Consider the following 16891-nt stretch of genomic DNA (forward strand, 5'->3'; position numbering starts at 1 on the left):
CCCCATCTACGGGCCCGTAATATCAATGGGTTACGGGGCTGTAGGTGGGAGGGCTTGCTGAAACCCAACGCTTCTCTCAGCGAATCTGAATCTCCAGCGTGGCGGTAGCCTGGTATTCTCCGGTGTGGGGAACATGTCCGGTGGTATTGACCGGCGCGGCGGTGAACTCGGTGCTGCCTTTACCGTCGGCGTAATCTTCAATCGGCAATTCGGCGCTGCCGCCGGGAACGATGGTATTATCGTATTTATCGGAAATCCGTATCCCCAAATTCTCATTGTCGGTTTTCAGGTAGTCCGGGTTGTGCGGATCGGTTGCGCCATTTAATGACATTGACAGGTTGGTGCCGTCCGCCACGTTGCTACAGGTAAAGTTTACCTGAGTGGTGACGTGCGAGTTCTGCGGACTGTCGCCGAGGTTACGAATATCTTTGCCCTCAATATCCGGTAGCCTGACCTCAATAACCTGCCCGGCGTTGATGGAACAGGACTGCGGCACGGTAATAGTTCCGGACATGGTGACGTGCGCCATCGGTGGAACGGAAGGGGGAATATTATCTCCGCTGCTGCCCGGCGTTTTTGACAAATAGAGATTCATAATCGTCGTCTCAGGAATGGTGATTTCACCTACCAATGGGTGAGTAATATAAATACGCACGTTACCCTTATTCCCTGCGGACATTTTGTTTATGTCCGCGCCCGTACACCCGCCTGCGGTGGGGTCCTGATTACTGATCGCTGAAAAGGGAACGGGGATATACTGTTTCAGGTTACCGACGATGTAGGTTTCCGTACCAATCTCCAGCTTACCCGCGACCAGAACATAAAAATCCATCTGTTGCCCATTGCTACCCGCTTCGCTGTACGTTCCTTTTTGTGTTAAATCGCCGGTCGTGGCGGTGAAATAGTTAACGCCCTGATAATCTTTATTATCGCAGTCGCACTTGGCGCTGTATTCGCCGCCGACCGACCAACTCTCTTTGACTATTTTCCCTGCCTGGTTCTCATCCGTATCGGTAATGGTCTGGTCAAGGGGAAAAAAGAAATTATGCGTGCCGCTGGTGGGTTGACACCAGCCGCTTCCGTTGCCCATCGTTCCGTCTGCCAGCGCATGGCCTGAAAATAGCGACAGCGCCAGCAGCATCCATAAATTCTTCATTGTGTTCCTCACTGGCAGACGGCGTTCGCCATCACTATGCCGTTCATATTTTTGCTGATATCCAGGCGGTAATCCGCGCGGCAAGAGGCGCTTCCCCAGTTCACCAGCAGCAGGCCCTCTTCCGGCAGGCCGCTGAGGAAGACCTGGCCTTTATCGCCGACGATACTGGCCAGGTTCGCATCCTGCCCATCGACGCTTGCCGTCGCGCCAAAGGGCACGGGCTCGCCATTGCTGCGCGTCAGCGTTAACAACACGCGATAGCCCTTATGCGTGTCATACGCCGCGCGCACCACCGCATTACGCGTCGGGTAGACGGTCTGGTTGTTGAGCGGAATATCCACGTTGTCAGCAAACGTGCTGCTGTCGAGCGAGATATCGTAGCGATAATACGGCGTGACGTTGGGGATCACCGTATAACCCCGGAAGTCGGTGGCGACGCCGGTCTGGTTTTCAACCGAAACGCCGCTGGCGCCGGGCGCTTTAATTAAAATCGCCGCGCCGGTAATCGGCTGGCTCAGGGTAATACCGTTTTCGTGCGCCAGAATGCCGCCGCTGATGCTGTAGCTGACCTGTTGGCTATCTGGCGACTGATTGTAACCGGCGTTGAGATTGGCATAAGTGCCTTTGTAGCTGGCGTTTACCCCGCCGGAATCACCGTCTTGTGTGCTGTGGCTCTGCTGTAACGACCAGTTCAGGTTTCTGTCACGCAGCGCGGTGCCGCTAAGGGTGGTGCTGTTCACCGTGGCATCATGCTTACGCGTGTTCAGCATATAGCTGGCGTATAGCCTGGAATCGAACACCGTAAACGGAACGTGCAGCGACAGCGTGAACAGCCGATCGTTCTGGTTATAACGATCGTCGTCGTTATCATCATCGTCATTGTCCGATCGGTACTGGTAGGTGTTTTTGTTATAGCTGTAGCTCAGCGTATAGCTCACCGGACCCCAGCTATTGTTGTAGCTGGCGCTCAGGGATTCCATCTGCTGCGCGCTGTGCCAGTAATCTTCTTTTACCCAACTTAGCGTTAAGGAACCGAGCGTATCGCTAATTTGCTGGTTGACCGAAGCTTCGAAACGATTATGGCGCTTGCCGTAGTTATCATAAAAATCGTCGTCCGGGTTGATCACCTCGCTCAGCGAATTGTAGTTTTCGCTGGCGTAACGATAGCCGGCCAGCGAAAACGTGGTGCCCGTACTGACGACGCCCTTGCTGTAGCGGACGCGCCAGGATTGCCCGATTTCTTTGCGGCCATCGTCAAATTTGGCGTGCGACCAGATGCCGTCCAGGGAAATGGCCCCCAGCATCTGCATATTTTGCCCGACGCCGAAGGCGACGGACTGGTATTTATCGCCGGCAATCTGGCTGCCGCCGTACAGGGTGATGCCCCACGGCAGGCCGTACAGCAGGGTCGCCTGGCCGAAGTCGTCCAGCGTGTGGTTGTTATAATCGCGATATTTACCCACGGTCACGCTGTATTTTGCCCGTCCGGTACGCTGCAGAATCGGCAGCGAAGAGTAGGGCACGATAAAGTGCTGTTCGCTGCCGTCGGTTTCTTTTACCGTCACGTCATAGTCGCCGTTGCTGCCGGTGGGAAACATATCGTTGATTTCAAATTCGCCCGGCGAAACGGCGGTCTGATAGGCGATATAGCCGTTTTGCCGCACGATAACCTGCGCGTTTGAGCGGGCGATGCCGCGAATCGTCGGGGCGTAACCACGCTGGCTGTTGGGCTGCATTTGATCGTCAGAGGTGAGCTGGAGGCCGCGAAAAGGTACGCTGTCGAACACGTCGGATGGCGTATTGCTGTCTCCGGCGGTGAACTGGCTTTTCAGCGCGATAATGTCGCGCTGTAAATAGTTATAAACGCTGTTCCAGCTACCGCTCTCGCCGTTATTTGAACTCCAGTTACTGTAGTTGCGAAAACGCCACGGCCCGAGGTTAAAACCCGGCTGGAGAGCGAGATACTTCGATTCCGCATCGTCGGAATCCTCACTGGATCCGTACTCTTTATAGCCGCTGAAACTGTAGTTCAGCATTAGCGCGGTAATCCCCTCCTGCCACTTTTCCGGCGGCACGTAGCCGCGCGCGTTGTTGGCGATGTAGAGTTGCGGGATGCTTACTGATAATGTCTGTTGCTGAAAATCAAACCGCTGGCTGGCGCCGGGGATAACGCTGAGATCGACACAACCTTTTTCACTCTCCAGGGTTGGAAAAAGGTCGGTTTTGACGCTGTTATCTTTTAGTTCCTGGAGCCGTAAACAGCCCTGTAATGCCTGTTGACCGTCACTGAGCGTCGTGAGTTGAAAATCAACGTTTCGCGCGCCGATTTCTGTTTTATTGATATTGATAGTGACGTAATAGGTGCCTGGCAGCTGGCTTTTGTCGTTATCAAATGTCGACAGATCGACGCTTGTGCGACTCGCCTGCCCATGGTTTTCAATAAATGCCGGATTGAAATAGTCGCGCGCCCATGCAACGTGTGCGAACGTGCTGCCCAGCGCGATACACACAGCGCAGCGCGATAAATAAAATACCCGGTGTTGCCTTTTGCGCATCGGCACTCTCATCCCTGTCACTCTTCTCAAGGCGTTTGTTTATGTTCGGGGCCAGTACCGCCAAAATCGTTGATGATAGACCAGACAATCGGGCCGCTGGCGGCGGCAGGCAGCGTATACTGCGCGTTGCCGAAAGGCGCCACATAGCGCGGGGCTTTCACTTTTTGACTGCCAACGGAAAGGGTGGCGAAGTTCATATAATAGGGCGTGGGGTTCTTCACGGTGAGCGTGCGACCCTGACGCGACCACGTTAACCGATCGGCAACCTCTTCTGGTTTTTGGGTTAACGCTTTTGGCCGGTAAATCAGCTTAAATTCCGCTTTAACGGCCAGCATGAGCGTGTTGTGTTTATTGTCCGGATTGCTGCTGGGAATCGATTTAATATCCAGCCAGTACATCGACTCGCGATCTTCTGGCAAATTACCGCCGGTACGGATAATTCGCAGTACGTTTTTTTGCCCGCCATTAAGGCGAAAAAGCGGCGGGGTGACCATAAACGGCGCATCACCGCTCGCCCCGGTTTCACTGATCGATTGCGCCCAGGACTGAATTAAATAGGGAACGTTGTCGCTATTGCTTATCGATATGGACGCATCTTTGGCATCGCCGTGAAAAATAACCCGCGTTGTGCCGATGTTTATCCCTGCGGCATGCGCCAGCGAACCGCACAACAGGCAACAAAGCAACCCTGCTTTAGCCAATGAATTCATTGATGACCTCAATAAACAAAGGGGCCAGCCGACGCTGGCCGCCAGGATCAGTTATATTGCAGATAGAATGTTGCGGTTGCATCGACCGTTCCCGACTTAACGGGAACCGCGGTGGAGATATAGCGGGCGGTGAAAGGCATTGAGAGTTCCGTCACCCCCTCTGTTGTAGGGAGGTTGACTGGGGCAGACCATGCCTGAAGATCGTTAAAGGTCATAGGGGTGCTAGTTTTATCAAGAATTTGCACGCCAATATTCTCAGCATCATCCTCATTTTTCAGGATGGTCGCATCGGTTCCGTCGAGTGTGCCTTCAAAGCGCGCCTGTACACTGCTGTAGACGTTTGCGTCGCAGTTTTCGAGTTCGATGGTGAAGTCTGTATCCCCTGCCGTCTGCCCTGCGGCAGTGAAAAGAGAGGCAAATTCTTCCTGTAATGTCACCTCTACTGAATCCGTTTTTACCGTACAGGCGTTTTGCTTAATGAGGCCGGTGATATGTACGGTGCCGTCTTTGGCGGTGTCTGCCAGCGCGGCGGGGGAGAGGGTGATGGCAGCCAGTGCCACAGTGAGTGTTTTTAAGGTGAGTTTCATTATCTTTGATCCTTTAAGATATTATAAATATTGACATAGTAACAATATCTATAGTGTGGGAAGTTATTGTTCTTTTTATTGCCGAATGAGTAAATATAATGTCCGATGATTTTTGCGGCGCGAAGAAAAATTCAGAATACATAAATATGAAATATTTATAATATATATTTAATCAATTATTTTGGTGAGTGTTTGTTTAATTGAATCGCCGTGGTTACCCTTTAATGGGCCAGATTCTATGAAGGCTGCTAACAATTTTAAAAATAATGCAAATTTTTTTTGAATAAAAAATGATCGTGGTCATAGTGTGTTGTCGGCCAAAAAAACATGCTGACATCATGCAGGATTGGAGCTCAATGGAGGAGAAGTTATGCTGGGATGGGTCATTTCCTGTCATGACGATCGGGCGCAGGAAATGCTCGAAGGTCTTGAAAAGAAGTATGGGCCGTTGGCGCAGTGTCGGGCGGTCAATTTCTGGCGTGGGTTAAGCGTAAATATGCTCAGCCGCATGATGTGTGACGCCCTCCATGCCACCGACTCCGGTGAAGGCGTGATATTTTTAACCGACATTTCCGGCGCGGCGCCTTATCGTGTAGCGTCGCTGATGAGCCATAAACATTCTCAATGTGAAGTTATTTCCGGTGTTAGCTATTCATTGATGGAGGAAATGATTACCTGGCGAGAGTCAATGAGCAGTTCAGCATTTCGCGACCAGATTGTCGCGCTTGGCGCGCCGGATGTCACCAGTCTCTGGCATCAGCAGCAGAAAAATCCGCCTTTTGTATTGCTGCATGATTCGTATGAGTTTTGATCAATACCATTGACGACGCTTTTGCTACAATGACGGCGTTTTTTCGCCTCGGTTATGATATATGGTTATGCGCGTTGTTCTTATCTTGCTGTTCTTTTTCGCCGGTAATGTGTTGGCTGCCTTGCCCGCTCGTTATATGCAAACGACGAAAGATGCCGCCATCTGGTCGCAGATTGGCGACAAAATGGTGACCGTAGGGAATATCCGCGCCGGACAAATTCTTTCCGTAACGCCTGTTGCGGCTGATTATTATGCCTTTAAATTCGGCTTCGGTGTGGGCTTTATCGATAAAGGCCATCTGGAATCCGTGCAGGGAAAACAAAAAGTGGAAGATGGCCTGGGCGATCTTAACAAGCCGCTCAGCAATCAGAATCTGGTGACCTGGAAGGACACGCCGGTGTATAACGCGCCGGACATCAGTAGCGCCCCGTTTGGCGTATTGGTGGATAATTTGCGTTACCCCATTATTAGCAAGCTGCAAGGCCGGCTACACCAAACCTGGTATCAGATCCGTATTGGCGACAGGCTGGCTTATGTCAGCGCCATGGATGCGCAGGAAGACAACGGCATTCCGATTTTGACCTATCATCACATCTTACGTGATGAAGAGAATACTCGTTTTCGCCATACGTCCACCACGACTTCGGTTCGGGCATTCAGCAACCAAATGACCTGGCTTCGCGATCGCGGCTATGCCACGTTGACGATGTACCAACTGGAGGATTACATCCATAACCGCGCCAATTTCCCGGCGCGCGCGGTGGTTATCACCTTTGACGATGGCCTTAAATCGGTGAGTCGCTATGCGTATCCGGTATTAAAGCAGTACGGTATGAAAGCGACGGCATTTATTATCTCATCGCGTATTAAGCGCCATCCGCAAACATGGAATCCCAGGTCGCTGCAATTTATGAGCGTGTCCGAATTGCGCAAGATAAGCGATGTTTTTGATTTTCAGTCGCATACCCATTTTTTACACCGGGTAGATGGGCATCGTCGCCCGATTTTATATAGCCGCAGCTACCATAATATTCTGTTTGATTTTGAACGCTCGCGGCGGGCACTCGCACAGTTTACTCCGCACGTATTTTATCTTTCTTATCCCTTTGGCGGTTATAACGCGACCGCGATCAAAGCAGCAAAAGACGCCGGTTTCCATCTGGCGGTCACCACGGTGAGAGGGAAGGTGAAGCCGGGGGATAATCCGATGTTGCTCAAAAGGCTGTATATTCTGCGCACGGATTCGCTGGAAACCATGTCGCGGCTGATCAGCAACCAGCCGCAGGGATAAGGACTATCAGGCAACCTGTACCGGAATAGCTTTCGCGGTGCGCTTCATTTCGTTGTCGCCTTCAAAATAGGCCACTTTCGGACGCCATGTACGCGCTTCTTCATCAGACATGGTGACGAAGCTGGCGATAATCACAATGTCGCCAACTTCAGCGCAGTGCGCCGCCGCACCGTTCACCGAGATGATTCTGGAGCCGCGTTCAGCCGCAATCGCATAGGTTGAGAAACGTTTCCCATTGGTCACGTTCCAGATATCAATCGCTTCGTTTTCCAGAATACCGGAGGCATCAAGGAAATCCTGGTCAATGGCACAGGAACCTTCGTAGTGCAGGTCCGCCTGCGTGACTTTTACGCGGTGGAGCTTGCCTTGCAGCATGGTGCGAATCATAACTTCTTTACCCTGTCGTTTACCTTGGCTAAGCAGGCGCTTGTGGCCTGCTTTGGAAATTCTCAGGCAGTATTGCCCGATTTTTAACCCCTGTCTACTGGGCTAATGTAACGCTTTGATTATCGATCAGACGCGCCTGACCCAGCCAGGCGGCGGCCAGAATCACTGCGCGTTTGCTGGTTTCCGTCAGCTCCTGCAGCGTGTCGGCATCACGAATTTGAATGTCGTCGGCACGGAAGCCTTTTTCATTCAGTTCCTGTTCGGCAATGGCAATAATCTCTTGCAGCTCACGATTACCCGCAATCAGTTTTTCAGCGATGCTATTCATCACGTTGTGTAGACCCGGCGCAATTTTGCGCTGCTCTGCGGTCAGATAACTGTTACGTGAGCTGAGCGCCAGACCGTCTTTGGCGCGAATAATCGGCACGCCGACGATCTCAATGTCATAACTCATATCCGCCACCATTTTGCGGATCAGCGCCAGTTGCTGGAAATCCTTCTCGCCAAAGCAGGCGATATCCGGCTGGATCAGGTTGAACAGCTTGCTGACGATAGTCGAGACGCCGCGGAAGTGGCCCGGACGGCTGGCGCCTTCCAGCATGGTAGAGAGGCCGGGAACATCAACGTACGTCTGGCCTTCCAGCCCCTGCGGGTAGATTTCCTCAACGGCTGGCGCAAAGACATAATCGACTTTGCGTTTGTTCAGCTTTTCACAATCTTCCTGCAGCGTGCGCGGATAACGCACCAGATCGTCCGGCCGGTCAAACTGCATCGGGTTGACGAAAATGCTGACGATCACCACATCAGCCCGGGCTTTTGCCTCATCGACCAGCTTCATATGGCCGTCGTGCAGGTTGCCCATGGTGGGAACCAGTGCGACGCGTTTACCTTCCTGACGCAGACGACGAATATGCTGGCGCAGCAGCGGCAGGGTTTCAATGATTAGCACAACAAAACTCCTTGAGTTGCTTGATGATCCTGCCCGATGGCGCTGCGCTTATCAGGCCTACATCCGTTGAGGATCTGTAGGCCGGATAAGACGCGTCGCGTCGCCATCCGGCACGGTCAGAAAAATTAGTGGAAGCTGTGTTCTTCGCCCGGATAAACGCCGGACTCCACTTCAGCCATATACTGCCGTACGGCGGCGCGCATGTCGCCCGCCTCGGCAAGGAAATTTTTCGCGAATTTGGGAATATGGCCGCCGGTGATGCCAAACGCATCGTGCATCACCAGGATCTGACCGTCGGTGACGTTGCCCGCGCCGATGCCGATCACCGGAATCGACAGCGCTTCCGTGACGCGCTTCGCCAGCTCAACCGGCACGCACTCCAGCACCAGCAGTTGAGCGCCAGCGGCTTCTAAAGCCAGCGCATCATCCAGCAGTACCTGCCCGGCGTCGCCGCGGCCCTGAATTTTATAGCCGCCGAAGATATTCACCGACTGTGGCGTTAGCCCCAGATGACCACAAACCGGCACGGCGCGTTCGGTGAGCATTTTCACCGTATCAACCAGCCAGGCGCCGCCTTCAATTTTGACCATATTGGCCCCCGCACGCATCACGATAGCCGCGTTTTCAAACGCCTGTTCCGGCGTGGCGTAAGCCATAAACGGCAGGTCGGAGAGCAGCAGGCAGTTCGGCGCGCCACGTCGCACGGCACGAGTGTGGTAAGCGATATCTTCCACGGTGACAGGCAGAGTGGAGTCATGCCCCTGAATCGTCATGCCCAGCGAGTCGCCAACCAGCATCACATTGATACCTTCGTCGGCAAATAACTTAGCGAAGCTGTAGTCGTAGGCGGTAATTGTCGCGAAGCGTTTTTTCTCTTGCTTGCATTTCTGCAGCAGTGAAATGGTGGTGGGTTTCATAACGTTTCCTGATGGTAAAAGTTATATTTCCCGGCATTCTAACAGTCATATTCAGGGGGGCAATTGATTTAAGCAATCGTTTGGCGCTAAAGCAGTAAACGCTAAAGGGGAGGCGATGTTTTACCAGTGGGCGGGTTTTGCAGCATCAAGATGGGTGAGATGCTGATGCAGGCTGATACCATCCGGAAAGATCAGATCAGGAGCGATTTCGAATAACGGCCACAGCATAAAACCGCGGTTTTTCATGTCGTAGTGCGGTACGGTCAGACGGTCGGTGTTAATGATTTCATCGCCAAACAGCATAATGTCGAGGTCCAGCGTGCGCGGCCCCCAGCGTTCGGCTTTGCGCACACGGCCCTGTTGCAGCTCAATGCGCTGGGTATGGTTAAGCAATTCTTCGGGGGCGAGGGCGGTATCCAGCGCCACCGCGGCGTTCAGGTAATCGGGCTGATCCTGTGGGCCAAGCGGCGGCGTGCGGTAAAACGAAGACACCGTGACGATACGGCTATCGGGAATGTCGGCGATAGCCTTCAGGGCGGCATTGACCTGCTCCAGCGGAGAGGCCAGATTACTGCCAAGCGCGATATACGCGATCGTCATACGGTGCCCTCGCGGCGCGGCGCGCGTTTGCGCGGACGTGAACGACGGCGGCGTGGAGCAGGATCGTCGTCCAGCTCGTTGAGCATCCCTTTTTGTTCCGGCGGCGCGGAAGCCTGAAACTCGGCCCACCACTGCGCCAGACGTTGCAGTTCAGTATTATTTTCCACCTGAGCGCGCAGCTCCAGCAAATCAAACGCGGCGCGGAATTTGGGATGTTCCATCAGCTTCCAGGCGCGTTTGCCCTGACGACGGGACATGCGTAACTGAAGCTGCCAAATATCACGGGTCAGCGTGGTAAGGCGTTTCGGGATCGCCAGTGAACGGCAGGCCTCATCCAGCACGTCATTCATGGCCAGCGCGAAAGCATCGTAATAGGCAAGGCCGCTCTCCTGAGCGATTTTTTGCGCCATCTCCAGCAGCGGATACCAGAACATGGCGGCAAACAAAAATGCCGGGTTAACGCGCATCTCGTTACGGATGCGGTTATCTGTATTCTTCAACACCTGCGCAATGATGCGTTCCATTGCGCTGTCGCCGTTTTCGGTGAAATAACGCGTAATGGTAGGAAACAACGGCTGGAAGAGGTGGTATTCCCGCAGTTGTTGATAGGTTTCAAAACCGTTCCCCGCCTGCAACAGCTTCAGCGACTCTTCGAACAGGCGCGCGGGAGGAATGTCGTTTAGCAAGGTTGCCAGACGCGGGATTGGCTCAGCCGTTTCAGGGCTGATACGCATATTGAGCTTCGCAGCGAAACGCACGGCGCGCAGCATTCGAACCGGATCTTCGCGGTAGCGCGTTTCCGGATTGCCGATCAGGCGAATCACGCCTTCTTGCAGATCCTGCATTCCGCCGACGTAATCGCGCACGGTAAAATCCGCTACGCTGTAGTAAAGGCTGTTGATGGTGAAATCGCGGCGCTGGGCATCTTCTTCGATAGAGCCGAAGATATTATCGCGCAGCAGCATACCGTTTTGCCCACGCTGGGAGGTCGTACGGTCGCTTTCACTGCCTTCATGATGACCACGAAACGTTGCCACTTCGATAATTTCCGGGCCAAACATCACGTGAGCCAGGCGGAAACGACGCCCCACCAGACGGCAATTGCGGAATAATTTCCGTACCTGATCCGGTGTTGCGTTGGTGGTCACGTCGAAATCCTTCGGCTTTTTGCCGAGCAGGAGATCGCGGACGCCGCCGCCGACCAGGTAGGCTTCATAGCCCGCTTTGTTCAGCCTGTACAGTACCTTGAGGGCATTTTCACTGATATCTTTGCGGGAGATAGCGTGCTGTTCACGCGGGATAATCGTCATATGTGGACGGGCGACGGCTTGTTCTGCCTCGCTCTCCTCGCGGCTTAACACCTTACGGCAAAAATTAGCGACTCGGGTAAAAATAGCGCACCTCGGTAGTGTCATACATTAATAAGATCAACTTACTCTATGTCTTTCGCATTACGGCAGACGGGCGTAAGAGAGCAACGCGACCTGGGCTGTAAGCATCATTAACGCCGCAGCAATGCGAAAGACGATGAGCAAAAATAGCGGCTAATCATAGCTCAGCGAGACGCATTTGAGAATGCCGGATTTACATTAGCCGATGTGGGTACGGCTGTAAGCCTCCAGTGCGCCACTGCAAAGCGCAGCAACTCCTCAACAGACATCTCCTGCCACGCTACGACGTCGCGTTGGCCTAAAAAGCGCAATGCCTGGACCAGTACCGGGCGCGGATCGCCTGTCGCAAGCGCAGGGGCATGATTTTGCTTGGAAAGTTTAGCGCCTTGTTCGTTGAGCGCCAGCGGAAGGTGCACGTAACCTGGCGCACGCCAGCCAAACTGTTTATACAGAGAAAGTTGTCGGACAGTGGGTTCGATTAAATCTGCGCCGCGGACGATCTCCGTCACCCCCTGAAAATGATCGTCGACCACCACGGCCAGATTATAAGCAAACAGTCCGTCGCGGCGGTGGATAATAAAATCTTCGCTCGCCAGCTGTGGGTCAGCCTGGATATCGCCGCGCAAGGCATCATGGAAATGCATCACTGGATGCTGCTGTTTAATTCTGACGGCGGCATTCTCCGGCCCGTGGCATAACGTCCGACAATGGCCGTCGTAAATACCGCCCAGACGTTGAATGCGCGAGCGGGGGCAAGTGCAGTAGTAGCTCAGTCCCTGCTCGTGAAGCCAGGCCAGCGCCTCGCGATAAGCCTCATGACGCTGTGATTGCCATAAGACCTCGCCATCCCAGTGCAGGCCGTAATGTTCCAGCTGGCGCAGAATGGTCGCTGCGGCACCGGGAACTTCACGTGGGGGGTCGATATCCTCGATGCGAACGCGCCAAATTCCGCGTTGCGCACGGGCTTGTAGATAGCTGCCGAGGGCGGCGATTAACGAGCCGAAATGCAGTTCGCCGGATGGCGACGGCGCGAAACGGCCAATATAGTGTGAGTCAGTCATGCTGCGGGCAATAAAGAATAAGGCGGGAAAACTCCCGCCTGTCATAAATAGGGTAGAAACGAACGGGATTAACCCGCCATCTGTTTTTCGCGAATTTCAGCCAGCGTTTTGCAGTCGATGCACAGATCGGCTGTTGGACGCGCTTCCAGGCGGCGGATACCAATCTCCACCCCGCAGGACTCGCAATAACCGAAGTCTTCATCTTCCACTTTCTTCAGCGTCTTCTCGATCTTTTTGATCAGTTTGCGCTCACGGTCACGATTACGTAACTCCAGGCTAAACTCCTCTTCCTGCGCGGCGCGATCGACCGGATCGGGGAAGTTGGCGGCTTCGTCCTGCATGTGCGTCACAGTGCGATCGACTTCATCCCGGAGTTGATTACGCCATGCTTCAAGAATACGCTTGAAGTGCGATAGCTGGGCTTCGTTCATATACTCTTCGCCCGGTTTCTCCTGGTACGGCTCCACCCCAGCGATGGCGAGAATACTCAGGGACGATGTTTTACGGTTTTGCCCTTCTTGCATGTTGCTTCTCCTTAACACGCACTATCGATCCCCATGTTCGGGGGAAAATCAGGTCGCTATAAATAGCAGATGCTTTTCCGGATAGCAATTATCTAAACGTAACACTTGACAACCCTGTGAGGAAAAGCGTATTTACGCACGCGGCCAGAATACTTAATAATCAGGCTGTTATTCCACTACAACGTTATGGGTACTGGTTCGTTCAGTTCCATTTTTTGGGCTGAAAGTTCTGCTTTATAAGCTAAAACTTCCACGCCTTTATTCTGAGCCTCGCTCAATAGCTGCGCGTATTTTATATCGATATGACGTGCGGGGGAAAAACGTGTAATGGCGGAGTGCAGCACCGCGAACACCACCACTGCGCGATGACCTGCCGCCGCAACGCCCATCAATTCCCGAAGATGTTTTTGCCCTCGTTCGGTGATGGCGTCGGGAAAATAACCGTTTTCTTTTTCCGCTAACGTGACCGATTTCACTTCAATATAGCAGTCCGGGCGGAAATCTGCCTGTAACATAAAATCTATACGGCTGCGCTCGGCGCCATATTTGACTTCACTTTTCAGAATATTGTACCCCGCCAGCGCCGGCAGGCGATTCTCCTGAATCGCTTCTTTCGTTAGCTGGTTCGCCCGCAGCGTATTCACGCAAATGAATGCGCCGGATTGCGTTTCAGTCAATTCCCAGGTATGCGGATATTTGCGTTTAGTATTTTCTGATGTCGAATACCAGACGGTATCGCCAGGCGTGGCGCAGCCGGTCATCGCGCCGGTATTAGGACAGTGCAGCGTAAGCGTTGTACCGTCAGGGGTGATCACATCGGCTAAAAAACGTTTATAGCGCTGAATCAGCGTAGCGCGTTGTAAAGGGGGGGAGAATAGCATCGACATTCCTTCATTATTATTCGCCCAGCGTCCAGCGCTGCAGCTCGGCATAGCGGGTACGGCCTTGCCCATACGAAGAGGCGTAAAGCGCAAACGACGTGACCGGAAATGACCAGCAAAAGCCCGGCGGCGGGATAGCCACCGTATGGCTGGCGTCGCGCAGCAGCGTAATATGCGGGTGAAAAGGCTGCGGGCTTTGGTAACAACCGCTGCGGGCGGCCTGCGCGCGCAGCATATTAGCCAACTGCAACAACCCGCGCGGCGGCTGGCGCATCCCCAGCCACACCACGCGTGAACGCAGCCACTGACCGGCGTCATCCAGATGTAGCGTAAAGCCCGGCTGGCGAATTCGTCCGGCCAGTTGCGCAAGCGCGCGCTGCTTATCGTTACTGACGTCGCCTAAAAAGGCCAGCGTCAGGTGCAGGTTCGCCGCTGCCACGGGGCGTCCGTCTTCAGACGCAAAATGGGCGGCGCGCCAGGCGATAATTTGCGCGCGCGCGTCGTCGGGTAAGTCAATCGCAAAAAACAGCCGTTTTGGCTCAGACATAGGGATACTCGGTTATGGATTAACACGATGCTACAATGCGGCGCAAAGAAAGTTAACCCCGTGGAGCCGTTTGTGACGTCATTGCCCGTTGCCGCCGTATTGCCTGAATTGTTGACAGCCCTAAAAATCGCGCCGCAGGTTTTGTTGTCCGCGCCTACCGGGGCGGGGAAATCCACCTGGCTGCCGTTGCAACTCCTGCAACAGGGGCCGGTTGCTGGAAAAATCCTCCTGCTTGAACCGCGTCGTCTGGCGGCGCGTAATGTCGCGCAGCGTCTGGCGGAAGCGTTGAATGAAAAGCCTGGCGAAACGGTAGGTTACCGGATGCGCGCGCAAAGCTGCGTGGGGCCGCGTACCCGGCTGGAAGTGGTGACCGAAGGCGTATTGACCAGAATGATTCAGCGCGATCCCGAATTACGCGGCGTGGGGCTGGTGATACTGGATGAATTTCATGAGCGCAGTTTACAGGCGGATTTAGCGTTAGCGCTGTTGCTGGATATCCAGCAAGGGCTCCGTGACGATCTCAGGCTGTTAATCATGTCTGCGACGCTGGATAACGACAGGCTTTGTCAGCGACTGCCTGATGCGCCGACGATCGTCTCGGAGGGGCGCGCGTTCCCGGTGGAGCGACGTTATCAGCCGCTTGCGGCGCATTTGCGTTTTGATGAAGCCGTCGCGATGGCGACAGCGGAACTGCTGCGCAATGAAAACGGTTCGCTGCTGCTATTTTTACCCGGCGTAGGCGAAATACAGCGCGTTCATGAACATCTGGCGTCGCGGGTAGGGAGCGATGTCCTGCTTTGTCCGCTGTATGGCGCATTGTCTCTGGAAGCGCAACGCAAAGCGATTGTTCCCGCCCCCGTCGGGATGCGTAAAGTGGTGTTGGCGACTAACATTGCCGAAACCAGTTTGACGATTGAAGGGATTCGTCTGGTTGTCGATAGCGCTCAGGAGCGCGTGGCGCGATTCGACGCGCGAACGGGACTGACGCGGCTGGTTACGCAGCGTATCAGTCAGGCATCAATGACGCAGCGCGCGGGGCGCGCCGGACGACTGGCGCCGGGTATCTGTTTACATCTGCTGGCCAAAGAACAGGCGGAGCGGGCGGCGGCGCAAAGCGATCCGGAAATCTTACACAGCGACCTTTCCGGTTTATTGATGGAGGTGTTGCAGTGGGGATGTCACGATCCGGCATCGCTTTTCTGGCTGGACAGGCCGCCGGAGGTGAATCTTCAGGCCGCCCGCCGTTTATTATTGATGTTAGGTGCGCTGGAGGGCGAGCGGTTAAGCGCGCGGGGCCGGAAAATGGCGGCAACAGGTAACGATCCGCGCCTGGCGGCGATGTTAGTCAACGCCGGCGAGGGCGATAGCGCCGCCACTGCCGCCATGCTCGCGGCCATCCTTGAGGACCCGCCGCGCGGCGGCGGTACGGATTTAAGCGTAGTATTTTCGCGGCGACAGCCGGGCTGGCAGCAGCGTAGCCAGCAGCTTTTAAAACGGCTGCAGGTGCGTAATGGCGAGCCGGATAGCGCGCTTATTATGCCGCTGTTGGCCAGAGCGTTTAGCGACCGCATCGCGCGGCGTCGTGGTCAGGAAGGGCGCTATCAGTTAGCCAATGGTATGGGCGCGATGTTAGATGCGGATGACGCGTTGGGACGTCATGAATGGCTGATCGCGCCGCTGTTACTGCAAGGTAGCGCCTCGCCGGACGCCCGAATATTGTTGGCGCAGCCGCTGGATATTGCCTCGCTGATTCAGGCGTGTCCTGATTTACTGCGCCAGTCCGACACGGTTGAATGGGACGAGGCGCAGGGAACGTTGAAAGCATGGCGCAGAATGCGTATTGGACAGTTGACGGTTAGCGTTCAGCCACTGGCGAAGCCGTCTGAAGAGGAGCTTCATCAGGCGATGCTGAACGGCATCCGCGATAAAGGTCTGTCCGTCCTTAACTGGACGCCGGAAGCGGAGCAGTTCCGTCTGCGTCTGCACTGTGCGGCGAAATGGCTGCCGGAATATGACTGGCCTGCCGTGGATGAGGCGTCGCTGCTGGCGACTCTGGAAAATTGGTTGCTGCCGCACATGACAGGCGTACAGTCGTTACGGAGTCTGAAATCTCTGAATGTGACTCAGGCGTTACGGGGACTGCTTGACTATGCCATGTTGCAACGTCTGGATAGTGAACTGCCTGGGCATTACACTGTGCCGACGGGAAGCCGAATAACGATTCGTTATCATGAAGATAACCCGCCCGCGCTGGCGGTCAGAATGCAGGAAATGTTTGGCGAAGCGAAGACCCCAACCATCGCTCAGGGCCGCGTGCCGCTGGTGCTGGAACTGCTTTCGCCAGCGCAGCGACCGCTACAGATTACGCGCGATTTAAGCGCTTTCTGGCAGGGGGCGTATCGCGAAGTGCAAAAAGAGATGAAGGGCCGTTACCCCAAACATGTCTGGCCGGACGATCCGGCGAATACGGCCCCAACGCGGCGCACGAAGAAGTATTCGTGACGTGTTATACGTTGCCTCCAGG

At 54.4% G+C, this 16891-nt stretch carries 16 protein-coding genes; 3 read left to right on the plus strand and 13 right to left on the minus strand.

From position 1 onward, the window contains the following. Nucleotides 1–76 precede the first annotated feature (76 nt). Genes J4650_RS12315 through J4650_RS12330 form a run of 4 tightly spaced genes read right to left on the minus strand, consistent with a single transcriptional unit; the run spans nt 77 to nt 5008 of the window. Complete coding sequence (locus tag J4650_RS12315; protein WP_023993180.1) at nt 77–1156, minus strand: fimbrial protein; 1080 nt, start codon at nt 1154–1156, stop codon at nt 77–79. A gap of 8 nt (nt 1157–1164) precedes the next feature. Beyond that, entirely contained in the window at nt 1165–3711 is a 2547-nt protein-coding gene (locus tag J4650_RS12320; RefSeq protein WP_023993179.1) for a fimbrial outer membrane usher protein, read from the minus strand. Between the two features lie 26 nt (nt 3712–3737). After that, complete coding sequence (gene stiB / locus J4650_RS12325) at nt 3738–4421, minus strand: fimbrial biogenesis chaperone StiB (protein WP_001086414.1); 684 nt, start codon at nt 4419–4421, stop codon at nt 3738–3740. 47 nt (nt 4422–4468) lie between these two features. Next, nucleotides 4469–5008, minus strand: coding sequence for a fimbrial protein (locus tag J4650_RS12330; protein ID WP_023993178.1), 540 nt, complete (start codon nt 5006–5008; stop codon nt 4469–4471). 370 nt (nt 5009–5378) lie between these two features. Between J4650_RS12330 and J4650_RS12335 the strand changes: the two genes are divergently transcribed. Together J4650_RS12335 and J4650_RS12340 are read left to right on the plus strand one after the other, a co-directional pair. After that, the gene (locus J4650_RS12335) at nt 5379–5819 is read left to right on the plus strand and encodes a PTS sugar transporter subunit IIA (protein ID WP_000901960.1); all 441 of its coding nucleotides are present in this window, start codon (nt 5379–5381) and stop codon (nt 5817–5819) included. 61 nt (nt 5820–5880) lie between these two features. After that, nucleotides 5881–7110, plus strand: coding sequence for a polysaccharide deacetylase family protein (locus tag J4650_RS12340; RefSeq protein ID WP_000245316.1), 1230 nt, complete (start codon nt 5881–5883; stop codon nt 7108–7110). A 6-nt stretch (nt 7111–7116) separates the two neighbouring features. On the opposite strand, the gene panD is transcribed toward J4650_RS12340, so the two are convergent. The 9 genes from panD to thpR all read right to left on the minus strand — a co-directional run bounded on the left by panD (nt 7117) and on the right by thpR (nt 14367). Further along, complete coding sequence (panD, locus tag J4650_RS12345; protein ID WP_000621526.1) at nt 7117–7497, minus strand: aspartate 1-decarboxylase; 381 nt, start codon at nt 7495–7497, stop codon at nt 7117–7119. 94 nt (nt 7498–7591) lie between these two features. Next, nucleotides 7592–8446 carry a pantoate--beta-alanine ligase gene (gene panC, locus J4650_RS12350; protein WP_000905350.1) on the minus strand — a complete coding sequence of 285 codons (855 nt, stop codon included), beginning with the start codon at nt 8444–8446 and terminating at the stop codon, nt 7592–7594. Nucleotides 8447–8571: 125 nt separating this feature from the next. Beyond that, nucleotides 8572–9363 carry a 3-methyl-2-oxobutanoate hydroxymethyltransferase gene (panB, locus tag J4650_RS12355; protein ID WP_023993177.1) on the minus strand — a complete coding sequence of 264 codons (792 nt, stop codon included), beginning with the start codon at nt 9361–9363 and terminating at the stop codon, nt 8572–8574. 120 nt (nt 9364–9483) lie between these two features. Then, nucleotides 9484–9963, minus strand: coding sequence for a 2-amino-4-hydroxy-6-hydroxymethyldihydropteridine diphosphokinase (folK, locus tag J4650_RS12360; RefSeq protein WP_023993176.1), 480 nt, complete (start codon nt 9961–9963; stop codon nt 9484–9486). Further along, nucleotides 9960–11357, minus strand: a complete 1398-nt coding sequence (pcnB, locus tag J4650_RS12365) for a polynucleotide adenylyltransferase PcnB (protein ID WP_204367155.1) — start codon at nt 11355–11357, stop codon at nt 9960–9962. Before pcnB ends, folK begins: the two co-directional genes overlap by 4 nt. A 161-nt stretch (nt 11358–11518) precedes the next feature. Further along, complete coding sequence (gene gluQRS / locus J4650_RS12370; RefSeq protein ID WP_000132295.1) at nt 11519–12415, minus strand: tRNA glutamyl-Q(34) synthetase GluQRS; 897 nt, start codon at nt 12413–12415, stop codon at nt 11519–11521. Between the two features lie 68 nt (nt 12416–12483). Further along, nucleotides 12484–12939 (minus strand): RNA polymerase-binding protein DksA, encoded by a 456-nt coding sequence (gene dksA / locus J4650_RS12375; protein ID WP_001155232.1) that lies wholly within the window; start codon nt 12937–12939, stop codon nt 12484–12486. Nucleotides 12940–13115: 176 nt separating this feature from the next. Further along, on the minus strand, nt 13116–13820 hold the full coding sequence (gene sfsA, locus J4650_RS12380) for a DNA/RNA nuclease SfsA (RefSeq protein WP_000899412.1): 705 nt from the start codon (nt 13818–13820) through the stop codon (nt 13116–13118). Nucleotides 13821–13836: 16 nt separating this feature from the next. Then, complete coding sequence (thpR, locus tag J4650_RS12385) at nt 13837–14367, minus strand: RNA 2',3'-cyclic phosphodiesterase (protein ID WP_001294175.1); 531 nt, start codon at nt 14365–14367, stop codon at nt 13837–13839. 72 nt (nt 14368–14439) lie between these two features. Here thpR and hrpB point away from each other — a divergent pair, with 72 nt between their 5' ends. Further along, entirely contained in the window at nt 14440–16869 is a 2430-nt protein-coding gene (gene hrpB / locus J4650_RS12390) for an ATP-dependent helicase HrpB (protein WP_023993175.1), read from the plus strand. Nucleotides 16870–16891 lie beyond the last annotated feature (22 nt).

The sequence above is a fragment of the Salmonella sp. 32120201201600049SM genome (assembly GCF_017572835.1).
GTDB classification, from domain to species: domain Bacteria; phylum Pseudomonadota; class Gammaproteobacteria; order Enterobacterales; family Enterobacteriaceae; genus Salmonella; species Salmonella enterica.